The organism is Streptomyces sp. NPDC032161 (genome assembly GCF_040636995.1).
Taxonomy (GTDB): Bacteria; Actinomycetota; Actinomycetes; order Streptomycetales; family Streptomycetaceae; genus Streptomyces.
Window position 1 is genome coordinate 66,214 of sequence record NZ_JBEZVN010000022.1, and the last position, 19,276, is coordinate 85,489.

Annotated in this window: 13 protein-coding genes; 2 read left to right on the top strand and 11 right to left on the bottom strand. The window is 74.4% G+C overall.

Annotated features, from left to right (window positions below):
• The first annotated feature begins 501 nt into the window (after window positions 1-501).
• A complete protein-coding gene (locus AB0E67_RS26940; protein WP_362031305.1) occupies window positions 502-1,500 on the top strand; it encodes a helix-turn-helix transcriptional regulator in 999 nt (332 codons plus the stop codon).
• A 14-nt stretch (window positions 1,501-1,514) separates the two neighbouring features.
• Here the strand turns inward: AB0E67_RS26940 and AB0E67_RS26945 are convergent, their stop codons facing one another.
• Together AB0E67_RS26945 and AB0E67_RS26950 are read right to left on the bottom strand one after the other, a co-directional pair.
• Window positions 1,515-1,802: a hypothetical protein gene (locus tag AB0E67_RS26945; RefSeq protein ID WP_362031307.1), complete on the bottom strand. Its 288-nt coding sequence runs from the start codon at window positions 1,800-1,802 to the stop codon at window positions 1,515-1,517.
• Window positions 1,799-3,151, bottom strand: coding sequence for an amidohydrolase (locus AB0E67_RS26950; RefSeq protein WP_362031309.1), 1,353 nt, complete (start codon window positions 3,149-3,151; stop codon window positions 1,799-1,801). Before AB0E67_RS26950 ends, AB0E67_RS26945 begins: the two co-directional genes overlap by 4 nt.
• A 245-nt stretch (window positions 3,152-3,396) precedes the next feature.
• On the opposite strand from AB0E67_RS26950, the gene AB0E67_RS26955 reads away from it, so the two are divergent.
• The gene (locus AB0E67_RS26955; RefSeq protein WP_073790073.1) at window positions 3,397-3,573 is read left to right on the top strand and encodes a thiazolylpeptide-type bacteriocin; all 177 of its coding nucleotides are present in this window, start codon (window positions 3,397-3,399) and stop codon (window positions 3,571-3,573) included.
• A 155-nt stretch (window positions 3,574-3,728) separates the two neighbouring features.
• Here the strand turns inward: AB0E67_RS26955 and AB0E67_RS26960 are convergent, their stop codons facing one another.
• The 9 genes from AB0E67_RS26960 to AB0E67_RS27000 form a co-directional block, all read right to left on the bottom strand.
• Window positions 3,729-5,903 (bottom strand): TOMM precursor leader peptide-binding protein, encoded by a 2,175-nt coding sequence (locus AB0E67_RS26960; protein WP_362031311.1) that lies wholly within the window; start codon window positions 5,901-5,903, stop codon window positions 3,729-3,731.
• Entirely contained in the window at window positions 5,900-6,655 is a 756-nt protein-coding gene (locus AB0E67_RS26965; RefSeq protein ID WP_360109845.1) for an ABC transporter permease, read from the bottom strand. Before AB0E67_RS26965 ends, AB0E67_RS26960 begins: the two co-directional genes overlap by 4 nt.
• 291 nt (window positions 6,656-6,946) lie before the next feature.
• Window positions 6,947-7,933: an ABC transporter ATP-binding protein gene (locus tag AB0E67_RS26970; protein WP_362031313.1), complete on the bottom strand. Its 987-nt coding sequence runs from the start codon at window positions 7,931-7,933 to the stop codon at window positions 6,947-6,949.
• 98 nt (window positions 7,934-8,031) lie between these two features.
• On the bottom strand, window positions 8,032-9,201 hold the full coding sequence (locus tag AB0E67_RS26975) for a M50 family metallopeptidase (RefSeq protein ID WP_362031315.1): 1,170 nt from the start codon (window positions 9,199-9,201) through the stop codon (window positions 8,032-8,034).
• Window positions 9,198-10,331, bottom strand: a complete 1,134-nt coding sequence (locus tag AB0E67_RS26980) for a lantibiotic dehydratase C-terminal domain-containing protein (RefSeq protein ID WP_362031317.1) — start codon at window positions 10,329-10,331, stop codon at window positions 9,198-9,200. The genes AB0E67_RS26975 and AB0E67_RS26980 overlap by 4 nt, the downstream gene beginning before the upstream one ends.
• Window positions 10,328-13,114: a lantibiotic dehydratase gene (locus AB0E67_RS26985; RefSeq protein ID WP_362031319.1), complete on the bottom strand. Its 2,787-nt coding sequence runs from the start codon at window positions 13,112-13,114 to the stop codon at window positions 10,328-10,330. Before AB0E67_RS26985 ends, AB0E67_RS26980 begins: the two co-directional genes overlap by 4 nt.
• A gap of 115 nt (window positions 13,115-13,229) precedes the next feature.
• Window positions 13,230-14,804 (bottom strand): nitroreductase family protein, encoded by a 1,575-nt coding sequence (locus AB0E67_RS26990; protein ID WP_362031321.1) that lies wholly within the window; start codon window positions 14,802-14,804, stop codon window positions 13,230-13,232.
• A 106-nt stretch (window positions 14,805-14,910) separates the two neighbouring features.
• Window positions 14,911-16,944: a TOMM precursor leader peptide-binding protein gene (locus tag AB0E67_RS26995; RefSeq protein ID WP_362031323.1), complete on the bottom strand. Its 2,034-nt coding sequence runs from the start codon at window positions 16,942-16,944 to the stop codon at window positions 14,911-14,913.
• Entirely contained in the window at window positions 16,934-19,276 is a 2,343-nt protein-coding gene (locus AB0E67_RS27000) for a TOMM precursor leader peptide-binding protein (RefSeq protein ID WP_362031325.1), read from the bottom strand. The genes AB0E67_RS26995 and AB0E67_RS27000 overlap by 11 nt, the downstream gene beginning before the upstream one ends.

Here is a 19,276-nt window from a genome sequence, read left to right on the forward strand (position 1 = left end):
GATCGCGATCGGCCGTGGTCGCGGTCTCTCCACCCGGGTCCGCGACCGCCCGGAGGCGCCGTCGCCCGGAGTCGGGGCGCGCGGCCCGCCGGTGGCCGGGGCGCGGCCTGATCGCGTCGGCGGCGGGGCGGGCCCGTCACGACGGACGCGACGGAAGCGGGTGGCGCGATTCCGGCGGCCGGACGGCGGGGCACCGCATCCCGATCCGGCCGGGCGGCGGGGCCCATGTCCCGGTCCGGCCGGGCGCGGCAGGGCCTCGTATCCCCGGTCCGGACCATCCGTCGCGTATGCCGGGCCGCTCGTCGCGGGACGCACACCGTTCATCTCCGCATCGCACACAGTTGTGTCCGGCCCCCTCACAGAAATGATCTCAGCGTCTACTCTTTGGCCGAAAGATTCCGCAAAAGTTGCACAGGCAGTCAGTACGGCAGCCGTGGAACAGCGCTCACGGGCGACCGCCGGGAGCGCACGGCCGACAGGGACCAGGCAGCGGGGGCGCGCATGGGCGAGAACGAGATGTCCATATTCGGGGTCTCGGAGGCCGAGGAAGAGGTCTACCGGCACTTCCTCCGCAACCCCGGCACCGCCACCGACGATCTGCACCTCCTGCTGCGCACGGACCCGCGGGCGGCGCGCACATGCGTCGACCGGCTCCAGGAACTCGGGCTCCTCCACCCCGAGGGCCCCGACCTGCGCGTCTTCCCGATCGACCCGGAGGTCGCGGTGGCCAGGCTCATCGATTTACGCCTGCACGCCCTCCACCAGGAACTGCAGCGCGTCACCCGGTCACGCCATGTGATCGACGGTCTACGCGCGGAGCAGGGGGCGCGCAGACCCCCTCCGCCGGGCATCGAGCAGCTGGAGGGCCTCGACCAGATCCGCGACCGGATCGACGACCTGGCGTTCTTCGCCAGGGACGAGATCCTCTCCGTGGAGCCGTACACGAAGCTGTCGGCCGAGAACATCGCCCGCTCGCGCCCGCTGGACCTGCGGTGCCTGCGGCGCGGTGTGAAGATCCGGAACGTCGTGATCCGGGCGGCGCTGCACGATCCGGCGACCGCCGCGTATCTGCGGGAGCTGGCCGAGAACGGGGCCATGATCCGGGTGACGGAGCACAGCGCCGAGCGGCTGCTGGTCTACGACCGCAAGGCCGCCCTCGTCCCGCTGGACCCGCACGACACCTCGCGCGGGGCGCTGCTCGCCCACCGCGGCGGCCTGGTGCGCAACATCATCGCCCTGTTCGAGAAGATCTGGGACCAGGCCGAGGACCTCTCGCGGGCGAGCGGTGCGGACGGCGGGACTCCGGACGACGGCCTGTCGGAGATCGAGCGGCGGGTCCTGGTGTCCATGTGCACCGTGGGCAAGGACGAGGCGGGCGCCCGCGAGCTGGGGGTCTCGGTGCGGACGTACCGGCGGCACGTCGCCGATCTCCTCCAGACCCTGGGCGCCGCCAGCCGCGCCCACGCCGCCCTGCTGGCCCGGGAGCGCGGCTGGATCTGACGCACGGCCCCGCCTCACGGTTCCTGCGCCCAGCCGTCCAGTGCCCGGTCGGCGAGGGCACGGGCGACGGCCCGCCGGACCGTGCCGTCGTCGACGGTACGGCTCAGGGCGATGCGCAGGGCGATCCGGTCGGCCCCCACGGACCGGGGGGCGCAGGCCCAGTGGGCGGGGAGCAGGCTCAGCAGCCGTACGACGGTGGTCTCGCCGGTCGGGGCGGTGCTGTCGCGGCGGACGGTCACCAGGTCGATGTGGCCGCGGTCGCGGCCCGTCCCGTATGCCGCCTCCCCGGTGGGACGGGTCACGGGGTGCCCCCTTCCGGCTCCAGTAACCGCCGGGCGGCCGACGCCATGGCCGCGATCCCGGCCGGCAGGGCGGTACGGACGTCCGGGGCGAAGTCCGGCGCGTGGTTGGACGGGACCGGCGGTCCGCCGTCCCGGGCCGCGCGCCACTGCCGTGCCCCCGTGACGCCGAGCAGCCAGTACACCGTAGCCACGCCCCCGGAGCCGAACCACGCGAAGTCCTCGGTGGCGGTGAGTGTGCCGCAGTCGCCGACCCGGTGCGGGCCGAACGACTCCTCGTGCGCCCGGCGCACGGCGGCCGTGGCCGTCGCATCGGTCAGCAGGGCGGGCGAGCGGGCGGTGATGGTGAAGTCCGGGTCCCTCGGGCAGCCGGACGCCGCGCATTCGGCCCGCACGATCCGCCGTGCGGCGGCCGTCATCCGGTCGACCGCGTGCTCGCTCGACGCCCTTACGCACAGGGAGAGTTGTGCCGTCTCCGGGATCACGTTGCCGGGCCCTCCGGCGCGCAGCGCGCCGACGGTCAGCACCGCCTGCTCGGCCGGGGCGGTCTCCCGCGAGACGACGGACTGCAGCCGCAGCACCGTGGCCGCTGCCGTGAGGACCGGGTCGACGGTGAGGTGCGGGGTGCCGGCGTGGCCGCCGCGCCCGTGCAGGGTGATGTCCGCCATCGCACCTGCCGCCATCAGCGGCGTACGGAACTCCGCGGCGTGCGCGAGGGTGCCCGCGGGCGCGGGCGAGGTGTGCTGGGCGAGGACCGCGTCCGGGGTGCCGAACCGCTCGTACAGGCCGTCCGCCAGCATCTCCCGCGCACCGGTCAGGCTCTCCTCGGACGGCTGGCCCGCGACCAGGACCGTGCCGCGCCACGCGGAGCGGGTCCGGGCGAGTTCGGCCACCGCCCCGGCGACCGCGGCGAGATGGAGGTCGTGGCCGCAGGCGTGCATCACGCCCGGCACGGTGCTCGCATAGGCGAGGCCGGTGCGTTCGGTGACCGGAAGGGCGTCGAGCTCGGTACGGAGCATGACGGTCGGGCCGCTGCCGTTGCGCAGCACGCCCACGAGGCCGTGGCCGCCGCCGACCTTCCGGGTCACCTCGCAGCCGCTCGCCGCCAGCCGGGCGGCGAACAGGTCCGCGGTGCGCCGCTCGCCCCCGGACGGTTCGGGGTGGGCGTGCGCGTCGAGGTACAGCTCCAGCGCCGGGCGCAGGACCTCGCGCGGTACCGCCGGGGCCGGTGGGCGGGACGGTGCCTGCCGCCCGTCCGCCGGGGCGGCGGGCCGGGTGCCGGGTGGGCACGGGGCGTCGGGAGAACCAGGTGTGGGTGGGGCGCCAGGAGGGGACGGGAGGTGCTCCCGCATGTCAACTCACCTCGTTCCGCTGGGCGGGCCGGTCGTGATCCGGGCCCGCCGGGCACGTGTGGGGCCGGCGTCGACAGCCTGCGCCGCCCCGTCTTCAGGATTCCCGCGTTCCGCTGTCATGGGGTGCCAGCGATCTGACAGCGAAACCGCGGCCGATCTGACAGCGGTTCCCGCTGCAATGGCGTCAGAGCGGGGGAACGGTGCCGGAGCCGCCGGCCCGTCCCCGTGGACCAAGGGAGAAGACCATGGCCCCCAAGACCGAGCTCGCCACCCTCGCCGACGAGATCCTGGAGCTGGAGTCGGAGACCTTCGAGATCTCGGACTACTCGGACGCCGCGGAGGTCGTGCTGGCCGGTTCGACGTCCTGCTCCTCGACGTCGACCTGCTCCAGCACCACCAGCACCACCTCCTGCTGCGCCTGATCGACTCACCGATCGCGCACGCTCCGCACGTCCGCAAGCCCTCTTCGCGCCCGGGGCGCGAAGGGGGCTTGCGTGCTGCGGTGGCCGTTCCTCGGCCGGCCTCCGGCCGGCGCCGCGGCCACGAGGTGCCTCGTGCGGGGCGTTGTGAAGGGGCATCACGGGAAGGGGTGCGGGACGCGCTTGATCTCGGACTCCGGCAGGTCGTCGGCCCGTCGCCCGGCCACCCGGAGCGCGGTCCGCAGCCGGGGCATCAACAGGGCCCGCTGCCGGGTCCAGCCGAAGTCGAGCGGCAGCAGGCCGGGGACGACGGCGGCGATGGTGTGCAGGCCCATCCGCCGTTGTTCGGGGGTGGTCTGGTCGACGGCGATGACGTCGTGCCCGGCGGCGACGAGCTGGTCACGCAGCAGGTTCAGGTCGTCGAGGAGGTCTCCGGTGCGGGGGCGCCGGGGCTCCCAGTCGGCGAAGGCGTCCGCCGACGGGAGCACGGCGACCGGTTCCAGGTACTCCTCGGCGTGCACGGCCATCTCCGGCAGCCCGTAGAGCTGGGCGTGGTCCTTGAGCTGCCGAACGAGCGTGAAGTCGGCCGCCATGGCGGTGAGTTCGGTGTGCCGCTCGGCGACCTGGTAGGGCAGGTGCGGGATGTACGTGAGGACTTCGGACAGCGCCGACTCGACGGTGGCCTCGGGGTCGAACCCGGCGGCGGCGGCGAACGACAGCGTCCCGTGTCCGCCGTCCCGGCGTACCGCGAGGGCGGTGACGACGGGGACGGCCAGGTCCATCCGGGTGTCGAAGGCGTGGACGTCGTAGCCGTGCAGCGCGGCCCGGTCGATCATGCTGCGGACGGCCGGGGAGCGGCAGGTGCCGAGGTCGATCGCGGTGAGCGGGGTGCGGCCGTGCCAGGCCAGCAGGAAGGCGTCGCGTTCGACGATCTCCAGCAGCCCGTAGAGGATCGCCTCCTCCAGGCTGCCGCCGGTGGCGCAGCCGTTGGAGCATTCGAAGACGAAGTTGTCGGCCTCGACCCCCGCGCTGTAGTGGGCGAGCCGGGCGGGCACCAGGACGGGGCGGTCGTCGCGCAGGGAATGGCCCCACACCCAGGGGATGGGCCGGTCGGGGTCGAACGGGGAGACCATGGGGTCGGTCGCGTAGGTCTCGGGGGCGTAGAGGCCGCAGGCGGCCGGGTCCAGGGCGCGGTCGGCCAGTTCGTGGTAGCTGCCGATCACGGGCGAGGTGCCGCGTCGGCGTTTGGTGCCCGCGTACCGTTCCAGGCCCTCCAGCTGGGCGAGGAGGCGGCTGGTGTCGTAGCCGTTGGCCTGGCCGCTCCAGGTGACGTCGTTGAGACCGGCGTAGCCGCGGACGAAATGGGTTCCGGCGGCCGGTGCCGTGGTGGTGGACGTCGGGTTGATCCAGAGGTCGGAGCCGAGGGTGCCGCACACCGGGTTGACGAGCGCGGCGGTCGGCAGCGGGTACGAGGACAGGGGCCGCAGCCGGTAGCCGTCGGGGTCCGGCTTCGGGGCCGGGCCGAGGTCCATCCGGGCCGCGTCGGCGGTGTCGGGGACCTCCTGGACGCAGGAGGGGCAGAGGGGTTCGGGCAGGATCGGGAACGTCGCGGTGGCGAGGGTCACCAGATCGATCCGGGTGACGCGGGGCAGCGCGCGGTCGGCGGCGGTGGCGTCGGTCAGGTCGTGCGTGCCGCCCAGGGCGTGTTTCGAAAGCGGCGTCGTCCGCCCGAAGGGCGGGGTCCGCGGCGTCCGGTGCGGTGCATCGCAACGCGGAGGGTCGTCCTCGTACTGGGCGTACGTGGACGATCCCGACAACGTGGCGAGGGGCCGTGCCGGACGCCGCGGGCCGGACGGGACTTTCGAAACACGCCCCAGTGCCGGGAGGGGCACGAGGACCGCGCGGTAGACGGCCCAGACGGCGTCGGCCGCGTACGGGGTGAGGACCGGCCAGTGGACGGCTCCGTTCGGGCGGTGGCCGAGTTCCAGGGCCTCGCGCTCCGAACGGCTGCGCAGCCGCTGCCAGCGCATGGCGAGGCACTGCCCGCATGCGGTGGCGTCCGGTCCGCCGCCCCAGGGGCCGATCAGCACGGCCCGGGAGGTCAGTTGGACGTTGGCGGCCGGGCGGACGTCGGCGTACGGGTCGGGGCTGCCGTGGCCGAGCGTGTCGGCGGCGCCGAGCGGCACGACGAGCGGCGCGGGCAGGCCCTCGGCGGCCGTCGTCTCCCGGTACCGGCGGCCGAGTTCGGCGTGGAGCCCGGCCCGGGCGGCCTCCAGCGGGGTCTCGCCGGGCACGGGCGGCACGGCGGGGGCGGGGGCGATGGCCGTCGTCATGACTTGTCACTCCAGCGGAAGGTCTTGAGCGCGATCGCGCACAGGACGACGGCGAATCCGGCGAGCACCGCGCAGGCCAGCCAGATGTCGCCCGTGGTGCCGCCGCCGGTGAGGGCGCCGGAGATCCCGTCGTTGAGGTAGCGCAGCGGCAGCACGCGGGAGAGGTTCTGCATCCAGTCCGGCATGGCGTCCAGCGGGAAGAACGAGCCGGACAGGAACGCCATCGGGATCATCAGGCAGTTGGCCACGGCGGCGACGGCCTCGGGGGTCTTCGCGTAGCTGCCGACGATGACGCCCAGGGCGAGGAAGGCGGTGATGCCGATGACCAGGACGGGCAGGGCGAGCGGCCAGCGGCCGTCGAGCTGGAGCCCGAACGAGGGCAGCAGCGCCACGGACACGAACAGCACGGACTGCACGGCGCCGATGCCGAGCGCCAGGACGTAGCGGGAGGCGAGGACGGCGGAGACCGGCGTCGGGGTCATCCGGATGAGGCGCAGGATGTCGTCGCGCCGCCACTGCATGAGGACGAAGCCGACGCCGAACACGGCGGCGTTGCCGACGCCCCAGGAGAGGACGCCGGGGGCGATGTAGTTGATGTAGGGCTTGCCGCTCTGCTCGACCGTCTGGCCGTGGAAGATCAGCCCGAAGACGACGAGGAAGATGAGTGGGAAGGCGAAGGTGAAGAAGAGCGTGGTCTTGTCGCGTGTGTAGGCCCGGTATCCGGCCTGGCTCAGCGCCGTGTATGCGCTCATCGGGGTGTCTCCGTATCACTGCTGGGGGCGCGGGGTCGCGCTGCGGGGTGCGCGGGCGCGTCGCGGGGCGCGCCGGGGGCGGGGGCGGTCCGGTCGGATCGCGGGCGGAACGGGCTGGGGCGTGTTTCGGAAGTAGCGTCGCCCGCCCGAAGGGCGGGGCCTGCGGCGTCCGGTGCGGTGCATCGCAAGGCGGAGGGTCGTCCTCGTACTGGGCGTACGTGGATGATCCCGGCAACGTGGCGAGGCGCCGTGCCAGGCGTCGCGGGCCGGACGGGACTTTCGAAACACGCCCTACGGGCGCGCGGCGCCGTCGGCTCCGGCGGCCTCGGCGGCGCCGGTGAGGGCGAGGTAGACGTCCTCCAGGTCGGCGGTGCGCGTCTGGACGCCCCGGAGTCCGGCCAGGGCGTCGATCGCGGCCAGGACCTTGCCGGATTCGAGGGTCTCCAGCACGAGGGCGCCGGGTTCCTCGGTGACGTTGTCGACGCCTTCGATGGCACGTGCCTGGGCGGGGGTGAGCCGGTCGTCGGGGACGACCAGCCGGGTGGTGGGGGCGGCGGCCGCGATGAGGTGGGCCGGGCTGTCCAGGGCCACGACGGAACCCTCGACCATGATGGCGACCCGGTCGCACAGCGCCTCGGCCTCGTCGAGGTGGTGGGTGGTGTAGATGATGGTGCGGCCCTCGCCCTTGAGATCGCGCAGCACCTGCCACAGGGCGCGCCGGGCCTGCGGGTCGAGGGCGGCGGTCGGCTCGTCCAGGAAGATCAGCTCGGGTTCGTGGACCAGCGCGGAGGCGATGGCGAGGCGCTGGCGCTGACCGCCGGACAGGTCGTCCACCCGGGTGTCGCCCTGCTCGGTGAGGCCGACGGATTCCAGCGCCCGCTCCGCCGCCGCGTGGTCGGTGCGGTAGAGGGCGGCCATGGTGCGCAGGTGCTCGCGGGCGGTGAGGCGGACGAAGAACGCCGAGGTCTGGGTCTGCACGCCGAGCCGGGGCAGCAGCGAGGGGTTGCGCGGCCAGGGACTGGCGCCCAGCACGGTGACCGTGCCGGAGTCCGCCTCGCGCTGGCCCTCCATGATCTCGACGAGGGTCGTCTTGCCCGCCCCGTTGGGGCCGAGCAGACCGAAGAACTCGCCGCGCGGCACGGTGAGGGACACCCCGTCGACGGCGTGCCGCTCGCCGTACCTCTTGTGCACGGCGTCGAGGACGACGGCCGTGGCGGCCCGGGCGTCGTCCGGACCGGGCCGGTTCCCCGGGGAGGGGGTGGGGGTGGTGGGGCTCATGGGACTTCTCTCCTTGTCCGCCGCTGATCGGCGGGTCGGACTGGTCGGGACGGTCGGCAGGGGACACCGAGCGGGGGCAGGCGGTGAGCGGACGGCGGTCAGGCGGTGAGCAGGTGGTGGGCGGCCGCCACGGCGGCGGCGAGGATGCCCGCGAGGGCGAGCACCGCGCTCAGCGCGTACGCGCGGTACGCGGTCCGGGCGTGGCGCGGATAGTCACCCGCGGCGGGATCGCGGCGGGCGGCGAGTCTCAGGTAGGCGCCGGTCGATGCGGCCAGTTCGGTGGCCCCGCACAGCTGGCTCGCGATCCGGTACCCGTCGAGCGGCGGCAGCGGGACCAGCATGGCCAGCGCCTGCACGCTGCCCAGGAGCAGCAGTGCGCCGAGCGCGTGGTGCGTGGCGGCGTCCAGCGGGGCGAACAGCCAGAGCGCGCAGAACGGCAGCAGGAACAGCAGGTTCATCACCGCGCCGGCCAGTGCCGTCTGAATGCGTTGCCAACGGGAGCCCAGATAGAGGTAGTTGTCGACCGTGCAGTACATGATGACCACAGGCAGCCGCCAGCGCAGTCCGATTTCGGCCACCGTGCCGCCGTAATGCCGGGCGACGACCCCGTGGGCCAGTTCATGCAGCGCGGTGCTGAACCAGAGCAGTGTCGCAGCTCCGGTCAGCAGCACCGGATTGGTGAACAACTCCCTTGTATGGACGAGTAGTTCACCTGCCCGGAGGGCGACGACGACCTCCATCGCGAGCACGAGCGCCAGCAGCGGGACCAGCAGGCCGGGGGCCAGCAGGAAGCCGACCGCCCGGTGCAGCCGGTCCGTGGTGGCGTCCGCGTCGGCGACCAGCCGCACGCTGCCGCGCAGCACCCCGCGCGCCGGCCGGCCGTCCCCGCCGAAGGCCCCCGCCCCCACCCCGGCCCCGGTCCGGGCGCCGGGCCCGGTGGCGGTGGCGGGCCGGGCGGGGGCCCCGGTCAGCAGCCCGCGCGTACCGAGCATCCGCAGGATCTGCTGCCAGCGCGCGGCGTCCAGCCTGCGCCCGTACTCCCGCGCGTACTCCTCGCCGATCTCCGTCAGGCTGCGGCGCCCGTCCATCCGGGCGATGAGGAAGTGCTCCTTGGGGCCCACCCGGAAGGAGCCGCCGCTCGTGGTGTCCTTGATCAGGTGCACCGTCGCCGCGCCGTGCAGCATGGCGTCGCTCAGCAGCACCCCGGGCCGCAGCTCGGGCCGGTACTCGGCGAGGCCCTCGACGGCGCCCGGTGGGGCGGCGCTCATCCCGTCTCCCGCAGCGCCCGGCCCAGGACGTGCGAGAGGTACGCCTCGTCCCGGATCGTCACGTGCAGCCGGTTGTTGGTCATATGCATGTACGGGGAGAGCAGCAGCGGCAGCGAGGCGGCCGGATCGGTGACGAGTTCGTCGCGCTCACCGTCCCAGGAGCGGAACACGAGGTCGCCGTTCATCGTCAGTTCGACAGCCCGCTCCCGCAGTTCGGCGCAGTGCTCGGCCCATCCGGCGAGGAATCCGGGCAGCCGGGCAGCATCGTCCCCGCCGTTCCGGTCCGCGCTCCCGTCCCCGAGCGGGCCGCCGGTCCCGAAGCCCTCGCCGGCCCGGTCCGCCACGGCGGCCACGGCGGTGCGGACCCGGGCGAAACGGGCGGCCAGACCGGGGGCCATGGCGGCGTAGTTGCGGTCGTACTCGTCGCTGCCGATGAAGCCGGTGCCGGGGAACGCCCGGTGCCAGAATTCGTAGTAACTGTCCAGGTAATCGGCCAGTTCTTGACGGTCGGGCAGGAACGCGGCGGACATCACCATCATCAGCTGGGCCGAGGTGCCGAGCAGCACGGTCCGCAGATGCAGGTTCTTCGTCCGGAACGCGTCGATGACCAGGTCGCTGGATTTCCGGAAGTGCCATTCGGCCAGCTCGATCCCGGCGGGGCCGCCGTACTTGCCGTACTCCGGTTCGTACGGTTCGGCGCTGCGCGAGTTGTTGGGGCGCAGCCGCATCCGGCCCTGTTCATCGGTGTAGTGGCCGCGTTCGGCGCCGGGGAACTCGATGTCGAAGAGGGTGTTGTAGAAGTCGTTGAGGAACCCGGAGTCCACCTCGTACAGGGCGGGCCGTTCGGTGAGGAACGCGTCGACGGCGGCCTCCGTGCGGCGCCGGACCTCGGCCTCGGCGTCCGGGGCGGCGGGCTTGATCCGCAGCCGGACGTGCGGTCCCTCCAGCCAGTAGTTGATGAAGAAGTAGCCGTCGATCAGGCCGTCCGCCTCCAGTTCCTCGATCAGCGGGCGGACGCACTGGGTGAGCATGGGCCGGGGGTTGGCGGCGTAGAAGATGTGCGTGGCCTGCCAGGCTCCGGCCTCGCGGGTGCGCGCGGCTGCCGTCGTCGTGGGTGGGGCTGCACTCATGACTCGTTGCTCCTTCGGGCGGGGGCGGCGGTCTCCACCGCGAGTTCGGCGACGTGGCGGCCCCGGCCGGAGACGGTGTGCAGTCCGTCCTCGTCGGGCAGCATCTCCCGGAACACGACCCGCGCCCCGGACGTCTTGATCAGGGCCTCGAACGCGGCCAGCGAGAGCGGGCTGTCGAAGTCGACGTAGGCGGGCTTGCCGCCGGTCGCACCGCGCGCCCCGCTGTCGGCGACGGTCGCGAAGACCCGGTCGGGCATCCCGTGGGCGCGGCGGAACGCGTGCCAGCCCAGGAACCAGGCATCGTCTCCGCCCCCTCCTGTCCCGCTCCCGGTCGTGCGCAGCGGCAGCACGGCGGCGGGCGCGCTCCAGCTGCGCCGGCTGAGCACCACGCTGCCGTGCCGGACGCGCGGCCGGGTGGTGACCCCGTCGACCGGGGCTCCCTCGGGGACCCCGCCCCACACGTTCAGCGGGGACATCGAGGTCGGGGACAGCAGCAGCAGGGTGCGGGGCAGTTCGGGCAGGGCGAGGGGGACGAGGTAGCCGAGGTAGACCGGTACCACCTCCTTGCCGAGCCGGGTGGAGCGCAGGACGAGCCGGTCCGCCTCGCGGTCGTGGACGAGGTGGAGGTCGTCCAGGTGGATCCGGTGGGTGGCGGGCAGGGTGCCGCGCTCGCCGGGGCAGACGATCTCGTACGCGGTGAGCCGGCTGTGCAGGTTGAGGTTGCTGGTGACGGGTCCGCCGGTGACTTCGGCGAGGACGGCGTCGTCGGGCAGCAGGTCCTCGGTGGCGGCGAGGAGCTGTTCGTCGAGGCCGTCGAAGAGGTGGGTGAACCTGCTGAACGGGAAGGACACTCCGCCGTAGGAGCGGTTGAGCACGACCAGCGGGTCGCCGGGCCGGTCCGCGATCTGCACATGGTGCGCGAGCGGGGCGAATACGCCGCGCAGCGTGTCCAGTTCGGCGGCGACCTCGTCGAGGAGCTCGCCGTCCACCCGGATCTCCGGGGCGGCGGGGTCGGCCCAGGCCGCCCACAGCGCGCGCATCCGCTCCACGAAGGTCTGCCGGGCCGTGTCGAGGGCCTTGAGCTGCGGCAGGGAGAGCCAGTTCTCCTCGGGCACGTAGTTGCCGTCCTCGTCGAACGTGGTGCGCTTCGCGGTGAACGACATGTACTGGTCGAAGAAGTCCTCGTGGAAGTCGTGGACCAGCTTCAGCAGGTCGTCGCAGCGCCCGCCCTGCCCGTGGCGGGCGAGGAAGAACCCCTTGAACGTGACGCGTTGGGGCAGCGTCAGGTCGAAGGCGGGCAGGACGCGTTCGACCGCGCCGAGCGGTTCCGCGGCCAGCCGCTCCCAGGCGGGGGCGGAGAGTTCGGTGCGGTGCCCGGCCGCCACGTCCTCGTAGAGCAGGGTCTGCGGGACGCGCGCCCGCTCCGCGCCGAGCTCCTCCTCCTGGAGGGCGCGCAGCGAGGCGCGCAACTCGCCGATGAGGGAGCGGCGTTCGGCCGGGTCGGCGGCGGCGAACCCCTCGATGTGCGAGGCGGGCGCTTCGAGGCGGTCGGCGAGCCGGTCGGCCCAGGGGCGGCCGAGGTCGCGCAGCGAGTCCTGGAAGGCGCGCAGCGGGTCGGTGTCGTGGACCTCGGTGCGCAGGCACGGCACCTGCACCATGCCGACGTCGAGGAGCGCCTGGAGGTACTGGGCGCATTCCTCCGGGTCCGCGCCCCGGTCCTCGGCGAGCCAGTCGGCCAGTTCCCCGTAGCGGAGGGTGTCGCTGCTCTCGAACAGGCCGAGGAGGCGTTCCAGGGTGCCGCTGCGGCGCAGGAAGAACAGCCGGTCCTTCACCGCGTCGAAGGTGACGGCGGTGTCCTCGTCCCCCTGCGTGACCCAGCGGCGCACGTAGCGGACCCGGTCGTCGTCGCGCCCCCAGCCGGAGGCGGGGGCGACCGGCAGGTCGGCCCGGCGGACCGGATCGGCGATCAGGGTCTCGGCGAGCCTGCCGACGGCGGCGACGTTCAGCCGCAGCCGCCCCTGCCACACGTCGTCGACCCGGGCCCGCAGGCCGTGGCCCGGCCCGCCCTCGCCGTGGTCGTCGTGGTGACTGTCGTGGTCGCCGTCGACGAAGGTGCCCGCGGCGACCCCGGTGAACGTGGAGAACGGGCTGGTCTTGCACGCCGTGCGGTAGAGGTAGGAGAGCAGCGAGCGCTCGATCTTGCGCTGCTTCTTGTCCGGGGGCGCGGCGGAGTCGGCCCGTATGTACGCGTCGAGCTGGGCGTCCAGGGCCGGGGAGGCGAGCAGCAGGCCCTTGCGCAGCCGCTCCTCGCCCGCCAGCCGGCGCAGCGCCTCGCGGGCGCGGACGGTCTCGGCGGCGAGCAGGCCGGCGCCCGCCGCCCGGTGCTCCTCCAGGCTGCGCCGCCCGGTCAGCCAGTCCGCGAGCGCGGTGCCGACGGCCTCGTCGAGTCCGCGCACCAGGGCCAGGGCCCGGTCGGCGGCGTCGGGGCGCGGCAGCCGGTTGTTGAAGATGTCGCGGCGCAGGGTGAGCAGGGTCCGGCGCAGGGCCTCGTCGTCGCTGCCGCCGACGAGGTCGTGGAGCAGGTCCCCGAGCCGTTCGCCGTCCGCGCGCAGCAGCTCGGTGGCGCGCAGGACCTCGTCGGCCCAGCGGCGGCTGTCCGGGCAGCGCAGCCCCCGCACGCTGTCGACCGGCAGCCCGGCGACCCGCAGCATGAAGCGGGGGCGGGTGACCGCCGCGGGGGCGGTCGCGGGGGTGGGGGCGGGGGCCGGGTGGTCCGGCGTCATGTCGGGTTCTCCCCTTCTCGTTCCGGTCGTCGTCTGGTCGTCGTCACGGGGTGGCTGCGCTCGGAGCCTGTCGGGTGACCCTCGATCGCCCGATCGGAGGCCGCTCGACGGGCGCTCAGGCGATCTCGTACCGGAAGTCGGCCGGGGCGGGCCGCTCGTTGCCGATCATCATGATCAGCAGCGGCGCCTCGCCGGTCCCTTCGAGACCGAGTTCCTCGATGTACGAGATGTTGTCGAAGCCGAGCGCGACCCCGCAGCCGATGCCGACGGCGGACGCGGTGGTGTAGGCGGTCTGGGCGATCGCCCCGACGGCGGCGTTGACCAGGCGGTATCCCCGGTCCCCGACGGCGTCCAGGACGGCGTCGGTGCGGACGGTGGGCACCAGGACCGCGGCCGCCTGCTCCAGGTTGTAGTTGGAGAGGAAGTAGTTCTTCTGGAGGAAGGCGCCCGGGTTGCCCGCCTTCACCAGACGCAGGCCGTGCGCGTCCGGGTCGTACTCGTACGCGCCGGGCTCGACGCCCTCGACGTGGCAGACGAACGCGTAGAGCTTCGCCAGCCGTTGTGCGCCGGTGTCCCCGCCGATCCGTGAACCGGCCACCGAGGCCGCCAGGCAGGACGCCAACTGCTCGGCGGTGATGGGCTGTTGGGCCTCGAAGCGGCCGAAGCTGCTGCGGCGGGAGCGCAGCGCGGTACGGACGTCCGTGTCGAGCGGCGGACAGGCGGGCAGCGGCGTCCCGGGCCGGTCCCGGTCGGCGGGGTGCGCGACGGCGGGGTCGAGCGCCTCGGGGGCGGGGCGTTCGGCGGCATCGGCGGCGGTGACGTTCTGCATGCGCCTCAGCGCGTCGAAGGCGAGGACGGTGCGCGAGCGTTCCTGGTCGCGGTGGTGCACGGACACCGGGGAGGGGGACGGCGCGGGGGCGGTGGCGCCCGCCCACCTCAGCGGGACGACGGCGAAGACGCCCTCCGCCTCCGGGTCCACGCCGAGCAGCCGCCCGAGCCGTTCCTCGTCGAACCACAGCGCGGGCTCGACGGACAGCCCGCGCGCCCCGGCCCACAGCCGCCAGGTCTGGACGCACGCACCGAGATCCATGGACACGGCGTGGAAGGAGAAGTTGTTGTACTTGAAGGCGTTCTGCCAGTACTTGATGGTCAGGACCAGGTACTGGTCGGTGTCCGGACCCGGCGCCCCCTCGCCCAGCGCCGCCCGCACCTCACCGGTCACGTCGCCGGTCAGCAGCCGCCGCATCGCGTGGTGCCGGGTGGAGTAGTAGTGCACCCCGGGCGGTACGGGACCGCTCGGCCCGGAGACCCAGTGCACGGCGACCGGGTAGAGGCCGCCGCCGGACGCGGTGCCCCGGGACCAGTTGGCGAGCGGGTAGTGGGGCAGGGCGCTCAGGTCGGTGTTGGCCTGGACGCCGAGGCGGCGACCGGTCAGCCCGTAGGAGTCGCGGAGCATCCCGGAGAGCAGCGCGAGGTCGAACGCGCCGTCCGTGCCGGCGTCCTGGGCCAGCCCCCGGTCCAGGTCCGCGTGGGCCGGGTAGTCGCAGTCGGGCAGCGGCAGGCTGTCGGTGCCGGGGTAGAACTTGGTCTTGCGCGGGCCGTCCGCCCAGTTGGGCACGTAGTCGGCGGGGTCCATCGGGACCCGGCCGCGCTGAAGGATCGCGGCGGCGTATTCATGGGCGTACCCCATGGCGGGCTCCTCGGTCACGGGAAGGGGTGCGGAACAGGGCCGGGTGCGGCCCCGGCCGGGGCGGGTGCGGGACCGGCGGTCGTCGGAAGGGGTGCGGGGCCGGCGGTCATGGGAAGGGGTGCGGGGCCGGGTTGAGGTCGGCGTCGGTCAGGTCGTGCTCGCGCAGCCCGGCCACGCGCAGGGCGGTGCGCAGCCGGTCCATGCCGAGTGCCCGCTGACGGCTCCAGCCGAAGTCGATCGGCAGCAGCCCCGGCACCAGGACGCTGACCGTGGTCAGTCCCAGTTCGCGCTGCTCCGGCATGGTCTGGTCGACGACGATCACGTCGAACCCGGCGGCGGCGACGGCGTCCACGCACCGGGTCAGGTCCTCGCGCAGGTCGTCGGAGACCGGCAGCACCGAACCGTTCCCGTACAACGCGTCGAAGGACCGTTTCGGGGGGCGGGGCTCGCCCGGTCCGCCGAGCAGGAAGCGCGCGTGGTGGCCCATCTCGGGCAACCCGTAGACCAGCGGGTGGTCGTGCAGCGCCTCCACCCGGTCGAAGTCGGCGGCCATGGCGCGCAGCCGTTCCAGGTCGCCTTCGGTACGGCGGCGCAGGTTCACCGCGTCCGTGGCGATCTCGCACAGCGCGCCCGCCAGCGCCGCCTCCGGGTCGAGCCCGGCCCCGGCGCCGAAGCACATGAGGCCCGGTCCGCCGTCCCGGCGCACGGCCACGCCTGTGACGACGGGGATCGGGAAGGAGATCCGGGTGTCGAAGAAGCGGGCCTCGTAGCCGTACATCTCCAGCCGGTCGATCATCTGCCGGGTGGCCCGGCGGCGGCTGGTGGCCGCGTCGATCTCCGGCAGCGCGGCCCGGCCGTACCAGGCGAGCAGGAACGCGTCGCGCTCGACGACCTCCATCAGCCCGAAGTAGACGGCCTCTTCGAGGCAGCCGCCGGAGGCGCAGCCGTTGGAGCTCTCCTGGACGAACCGGTTCTCCAGACCGGGCGCGTGGTAGTACGTGAGGACCTCGGGCACCAGGACCGTGCGCCGGTCGCGCAGGGACCAGCCCTGCACCCAGGGGATGGGGCGGTCCGGGGCGAACGGGACCACCCGGGGGTTGGCGCGGTGGAAGCCGTCCGAGTACAGCCCGCACACCCTGGGGTCGAGCGCCTGCTCGCCACGGGCCCTCAGGGCGTCCAGGGAGTCCGTCGTACCGGCCCGTTTGGCCCGGGACCGCATGCCCGCGTACCGTTCGAGGCCCTCCAGCACGCCGATCCGCATGCTCTCGGCGAACGTGTCCGCGTGGCCGCCCCAGAACGTCTCGCGCAGGTACTCCCCCGAGCGCATGGAGAAGCAGCCGATGGTGGCGGACGTGGAGGTGGAGGAGACGTCCTGGACCACGGACGGGCCCAGCGACCCGCACACCGGGTTGGCGTACGGCTCCATCGGCAGGTCGTACGTCCCGATGTCCCGCACCCGGAATCCGCCGGGGCGGCGCTTGGGCGCGGGGCGCAGGGTGAGCGCCGCCGCCTCGGCCGTGTCGGTCTCCGGCACCGCGCAGCGCGGGCACTCCGGGTCGGGCACCAACGGGTAGTGACGGGCCGTCAGGGTCTCCAGGTCCACCAGGTGCACGACCGGGCGGACGCCGGTTTCCGGCCCGTCGCCGGCCAGCCGGGCGGCGATCAGCCCCGCGAGGGCGTGCGCGGCGAACGGGGTGACGTACGGGGACTCCCCGGCGGCCCTGGTGCCGGAGCCCAGCTCCAGCGCCTCGCGCAGCGCGACGGAACGGACCGCCTGCCAACGCCGCTCCAGGCAGTGGACGCACGTCCGGCCGCCACCCTGCCCGCCGCTCCCCCGGGGCGCGAAGGGACCGACGACCGCGTGCCGGCCGTAGAACCGGACGGGCACGGCGGGATCGAGGGCGCCCTGAACGGCCGGAGCGGCCGGAGTGCCCGCGCCGACCTCGGCGACCGGGCCGGGCGGCTCGTCCGACGCTCGGTCCGGCGCCCCGTCCGCGAAGGCGTCGCGCACGCCGAGCGGCGCCACGTCCAGCGGGGGCGGCGTCCCGTGCCGGGCCAGCGCGTCCCGCAGCGCCGCCGCGAGGGCGCGCGCGGAACGGACCGGCGGGGGGTCCTGCCGGACCGGGGTCTCAACGGACATCGGGCCCGCCCTCGCCGTCCGCCGCACCGTCACCGGCCGTGCTCGTCGCGCCCGGGGCCCCCGGGGCCGCCGCGCCGCCGTCGACCGTGAGCAGCACCCGGGCGGTGCTGATGCCGCCCCCGGCGAGATCGGCCGGGGTGGTCGGCACGTACAGGGCGTCGCGCCCCGCGTCCGCGAGCCGGTCGAGGATCGCGTCGAACGTGGTCCCCGGCCCGTCGACCGCGACCGGGCCGCCGGTCACCGCGATGGATCCGGCCGCCAGGTCACGGACCAGCGGGTCGCCCGTGTCGACCGGGGACTCCGGGTCCTCGGCGGCCAGTTGGGCCTGCCCGAGCAGGTCCCGCAGCGCCGCGCAGGCCGCCGCACGCCGCGACAGCCCCGCTCCGGCCGCCCAGCGCCCCCGGCCGTCCCCGCCGTCGGCCTCCCGGGCCAGCACCACCTGCGCGGAGGTGCGCCCGCCCTCGCCCAGGTCCAGCAGTTCCACCGAGAGGTCCAGGTTGGCCGCGGACTTCAGCAGGAACACCAGCTCCGGGTCGTCCCCGTCGGCGGCGACCGGGCAGACCTCCGTCGCACCCCGGAGCGCCCGCAGCAGCGCGTCGTGCGCCAGCGCGGACATCAGACCGGTGCCGGCCGCCTCCCGCTCGTCCGCGCCCGCGCCCGCACCGGCGGTCGTCGCGAGATGGACGCGCTCCCGGTTGTGCGCCCCGAAGGTCCGTACGGCCGCGGCGGGCACCCGGACCGGCTCCTTGCCGATCAGCGAGGTGGCCACGGTCCAGGCGTCCGGGAGCGCCCCGGTGCCGCCGCCGGTGGTCAGCGCGTCCGGGCCGAGCACCCGGTCCGCCACCACGTCCCCGGCCGCGCCGAGCGGCACCACGTGTTCCACGTACGCGGTCGCCGCCGCGTACAGGGCACGCATCCGCGCCCCCGCCAGGTGGTGCACGTCGAAGGCGGCGATCCGCCGCCGCTCCCCGGCCCCGAGCGCCACCTCGACCCGGCTGATCTTCAGCGGGGTCTGGGTCAGCGCCTCGTCGTCCCAGCGCCGCAGGATCCCGGTGTGCGGACGCACCAGCGCCGCGCTGTACCGGTTCAGCTCGTCGACCATGGCCTCCGCGTCACGGGCGGTCTCCACGGTCGGAGTGACCGGCAGCGCCAGCCCCTCGGGCAGGGCGGCGGCGGGCTCGCGGTCGTCCAGGGCGGCACAGCGCCCGCAGCGCGGGTGCGGGCGGACCGGCTCGGCCATCACGTCCAGCGACGCCAGGTCCTGGATCAGGACCTGGCGGTCCGTCTCGGCGGGCAGGGCTCCGGTGGTGAGGCGGAAGACCTCGTAGCCGAGGAGGTTGCCCACCATCGCGGCGACCGGCCCGGACAGGGTGTCCCGGGACTCCGGGGCGGCGCCCGCCGCCTGGCTCCACAGCTCGGCGGCCTCCCCCGCCGCCACGTTGCCACCCAGTCGCAGCACGGCGCAGGACCAGCAGCCGGTGGAGGCCGAGGTGGCGAGCGGCCCCACCACCAGGCGCTCGCCGAACAGCCAGGCCGGAACCAGGGTCCGGCCCTCGGGCACCCCTGCGGTCAGCAGCCGGTGGGTGCGCGGCCCGGCCCCGGCGCCGGTCACCACCACGACGTCGTACCCGTCGAGCTCCGCCCAGCCGGCCCCCGCCCCGGCGGGGATCCGGTCCGCGCGGGCGGCGGCCCGTCCCGCCTCGGCGGTCACGTCGGCGAACTCCGTGGTCGTGCCGATCCGTACGCACCCGTTGCGCAGCAGGCTCAGCGCGCACCAGCGGGCGATCTCGTCGTCGCCGAGGACCGCGACCCGGGTGGCCCGGAAGCGGGCGAAGCGTTCGGCGGCGCCGTCGGCGTAGTGGTCGACGTAGGCGATCTGCGCGGCGAACCGCTCCGCGACCTCGTCCGGCACCGCCTCGGCCCCGGTGCCGGGCTCGGGCACGTCGCGGGCGAACTCCCGCTCGTACAGCGTCTTGACGAGCTCCGCGGCCATCGCCCGCTGGGCCGGTCCGAAGCCCGCGCAGAGATCGGCGAGCCGGTGGTGGCCGGTCAGATGGGGGACGACGAGGGAGGCGAAGCGGTAGGCGGTGCGACCGGCCAGGTGGAACCCGCCGTCGGCGTTGTGGAAGAGCACCCCGCCGGGGGTCTCGGTGAACAGCACGTCCCGGCGGACGCGCGGCCGGGTGGCGGCCAGCGCGTCGAACGTGGCGGTGGACACGGGAGCGGGCGACGCGGGGGCGTTCGCAGCGGTCCCGCCGGCGCCGCCGGTGGTCCCGGGGGTGCTCCCGGCGGTCTTCTGGGTGCTCTCGGGGGTCTCGGGGGTCTCGGCCAT

Excerpts from the sequence above, each read along its gene's own strand:
- AB0E67_RS26995 (WP_362031323.1), bottom strand. The coding sequence starts at position 16,944 with ATGTCCGTTGAGACCCCGGTCCGGCAGGACCCCCCGCCGGTCCGTTCC.
- AB0E67_RS26980 (WP_362031317.1), bottom strand. The coding sequence starts at position 10,331 with ATGAGTGCAGCCCCACCCACGACGACGGCAGCCGCGCGCACCCGCGAG.
- AB0E67_RS26965 (WP_360109845.1), bottom strand. The coding sequence starts at position 6,655 with ATGAGCGCATACACGGCGCTGAGCCAGGCCGGATACCGGGCCTACACA.
- AB0E67_RS26960 (WP_362031311.1), bottom strand. The coding sequence starts at position 5,903 with ATGACGACGGCCATCGCCCCCGCCCCCGCCGTGCCGCCCGTGCCCGGC.
- AB0E67_RS26985 (WP_362031319.1), bottom strand. The coding sequence starts at position 13,114 with ATGACGCCGGACCACCCGGCCCCCGCCCCCACCCCCGCGACCGCCCCC.
- AB0E67_RS26975 (WP_362031315.1), bottom strand. The coding sequence starts at position 9,201 with ATGAGCGCCGCCCCACCGGGCGCCGTCGAGGGCCTCGCCGAGTACCGG.
- AB0E67_RS26940 (WP_362031305.1), top strand. The coding sequence starts at position 502 with ATGGGCGAGAACGAGATGTCCATATTCGGGGTCTCGGAGGCCGAGGAA.
- AB0E67_RS26955 (WP_073790073.1), top strand. The coding sequence starts at position 3,397 with ATGGCCCCCAAGACCGAGCTCGCCACCCTCGCCGACGAGATCCTGGAG.
- AB0E67_RS26970 (WP_362031313.1), bottom strand. The coding sequence starts at position 7,933 with ATGAGCCCCACCACCCCCACCCCCTCCCCGGGGAACCGGCCCGGTCCG.
- AB0E67_RS26950 (WP_362031309.1), bottom strand. The coding sequence starts at position 3,151 with ATGCGGGAGCACCTCCCGTCCCCTCCTGGCGCCCCACCCACACCTGGT.
- AB0E67_RS26990 (WP_362031321.1), bottom strand. The coding sequence starts at position 14,804 with ATGGGGTACGCCCATGAATACGCCGCCGCGATCCTTCAGCGCGGCCGG.
- AB0E67_RS27000 (WP_362031325.1), bottom strand. The coding sequence starts at position 19,276 with ATGGCCGAGACCCCCGAGACCCCCGAGAGCACCCAGAAGACCGCCGGG.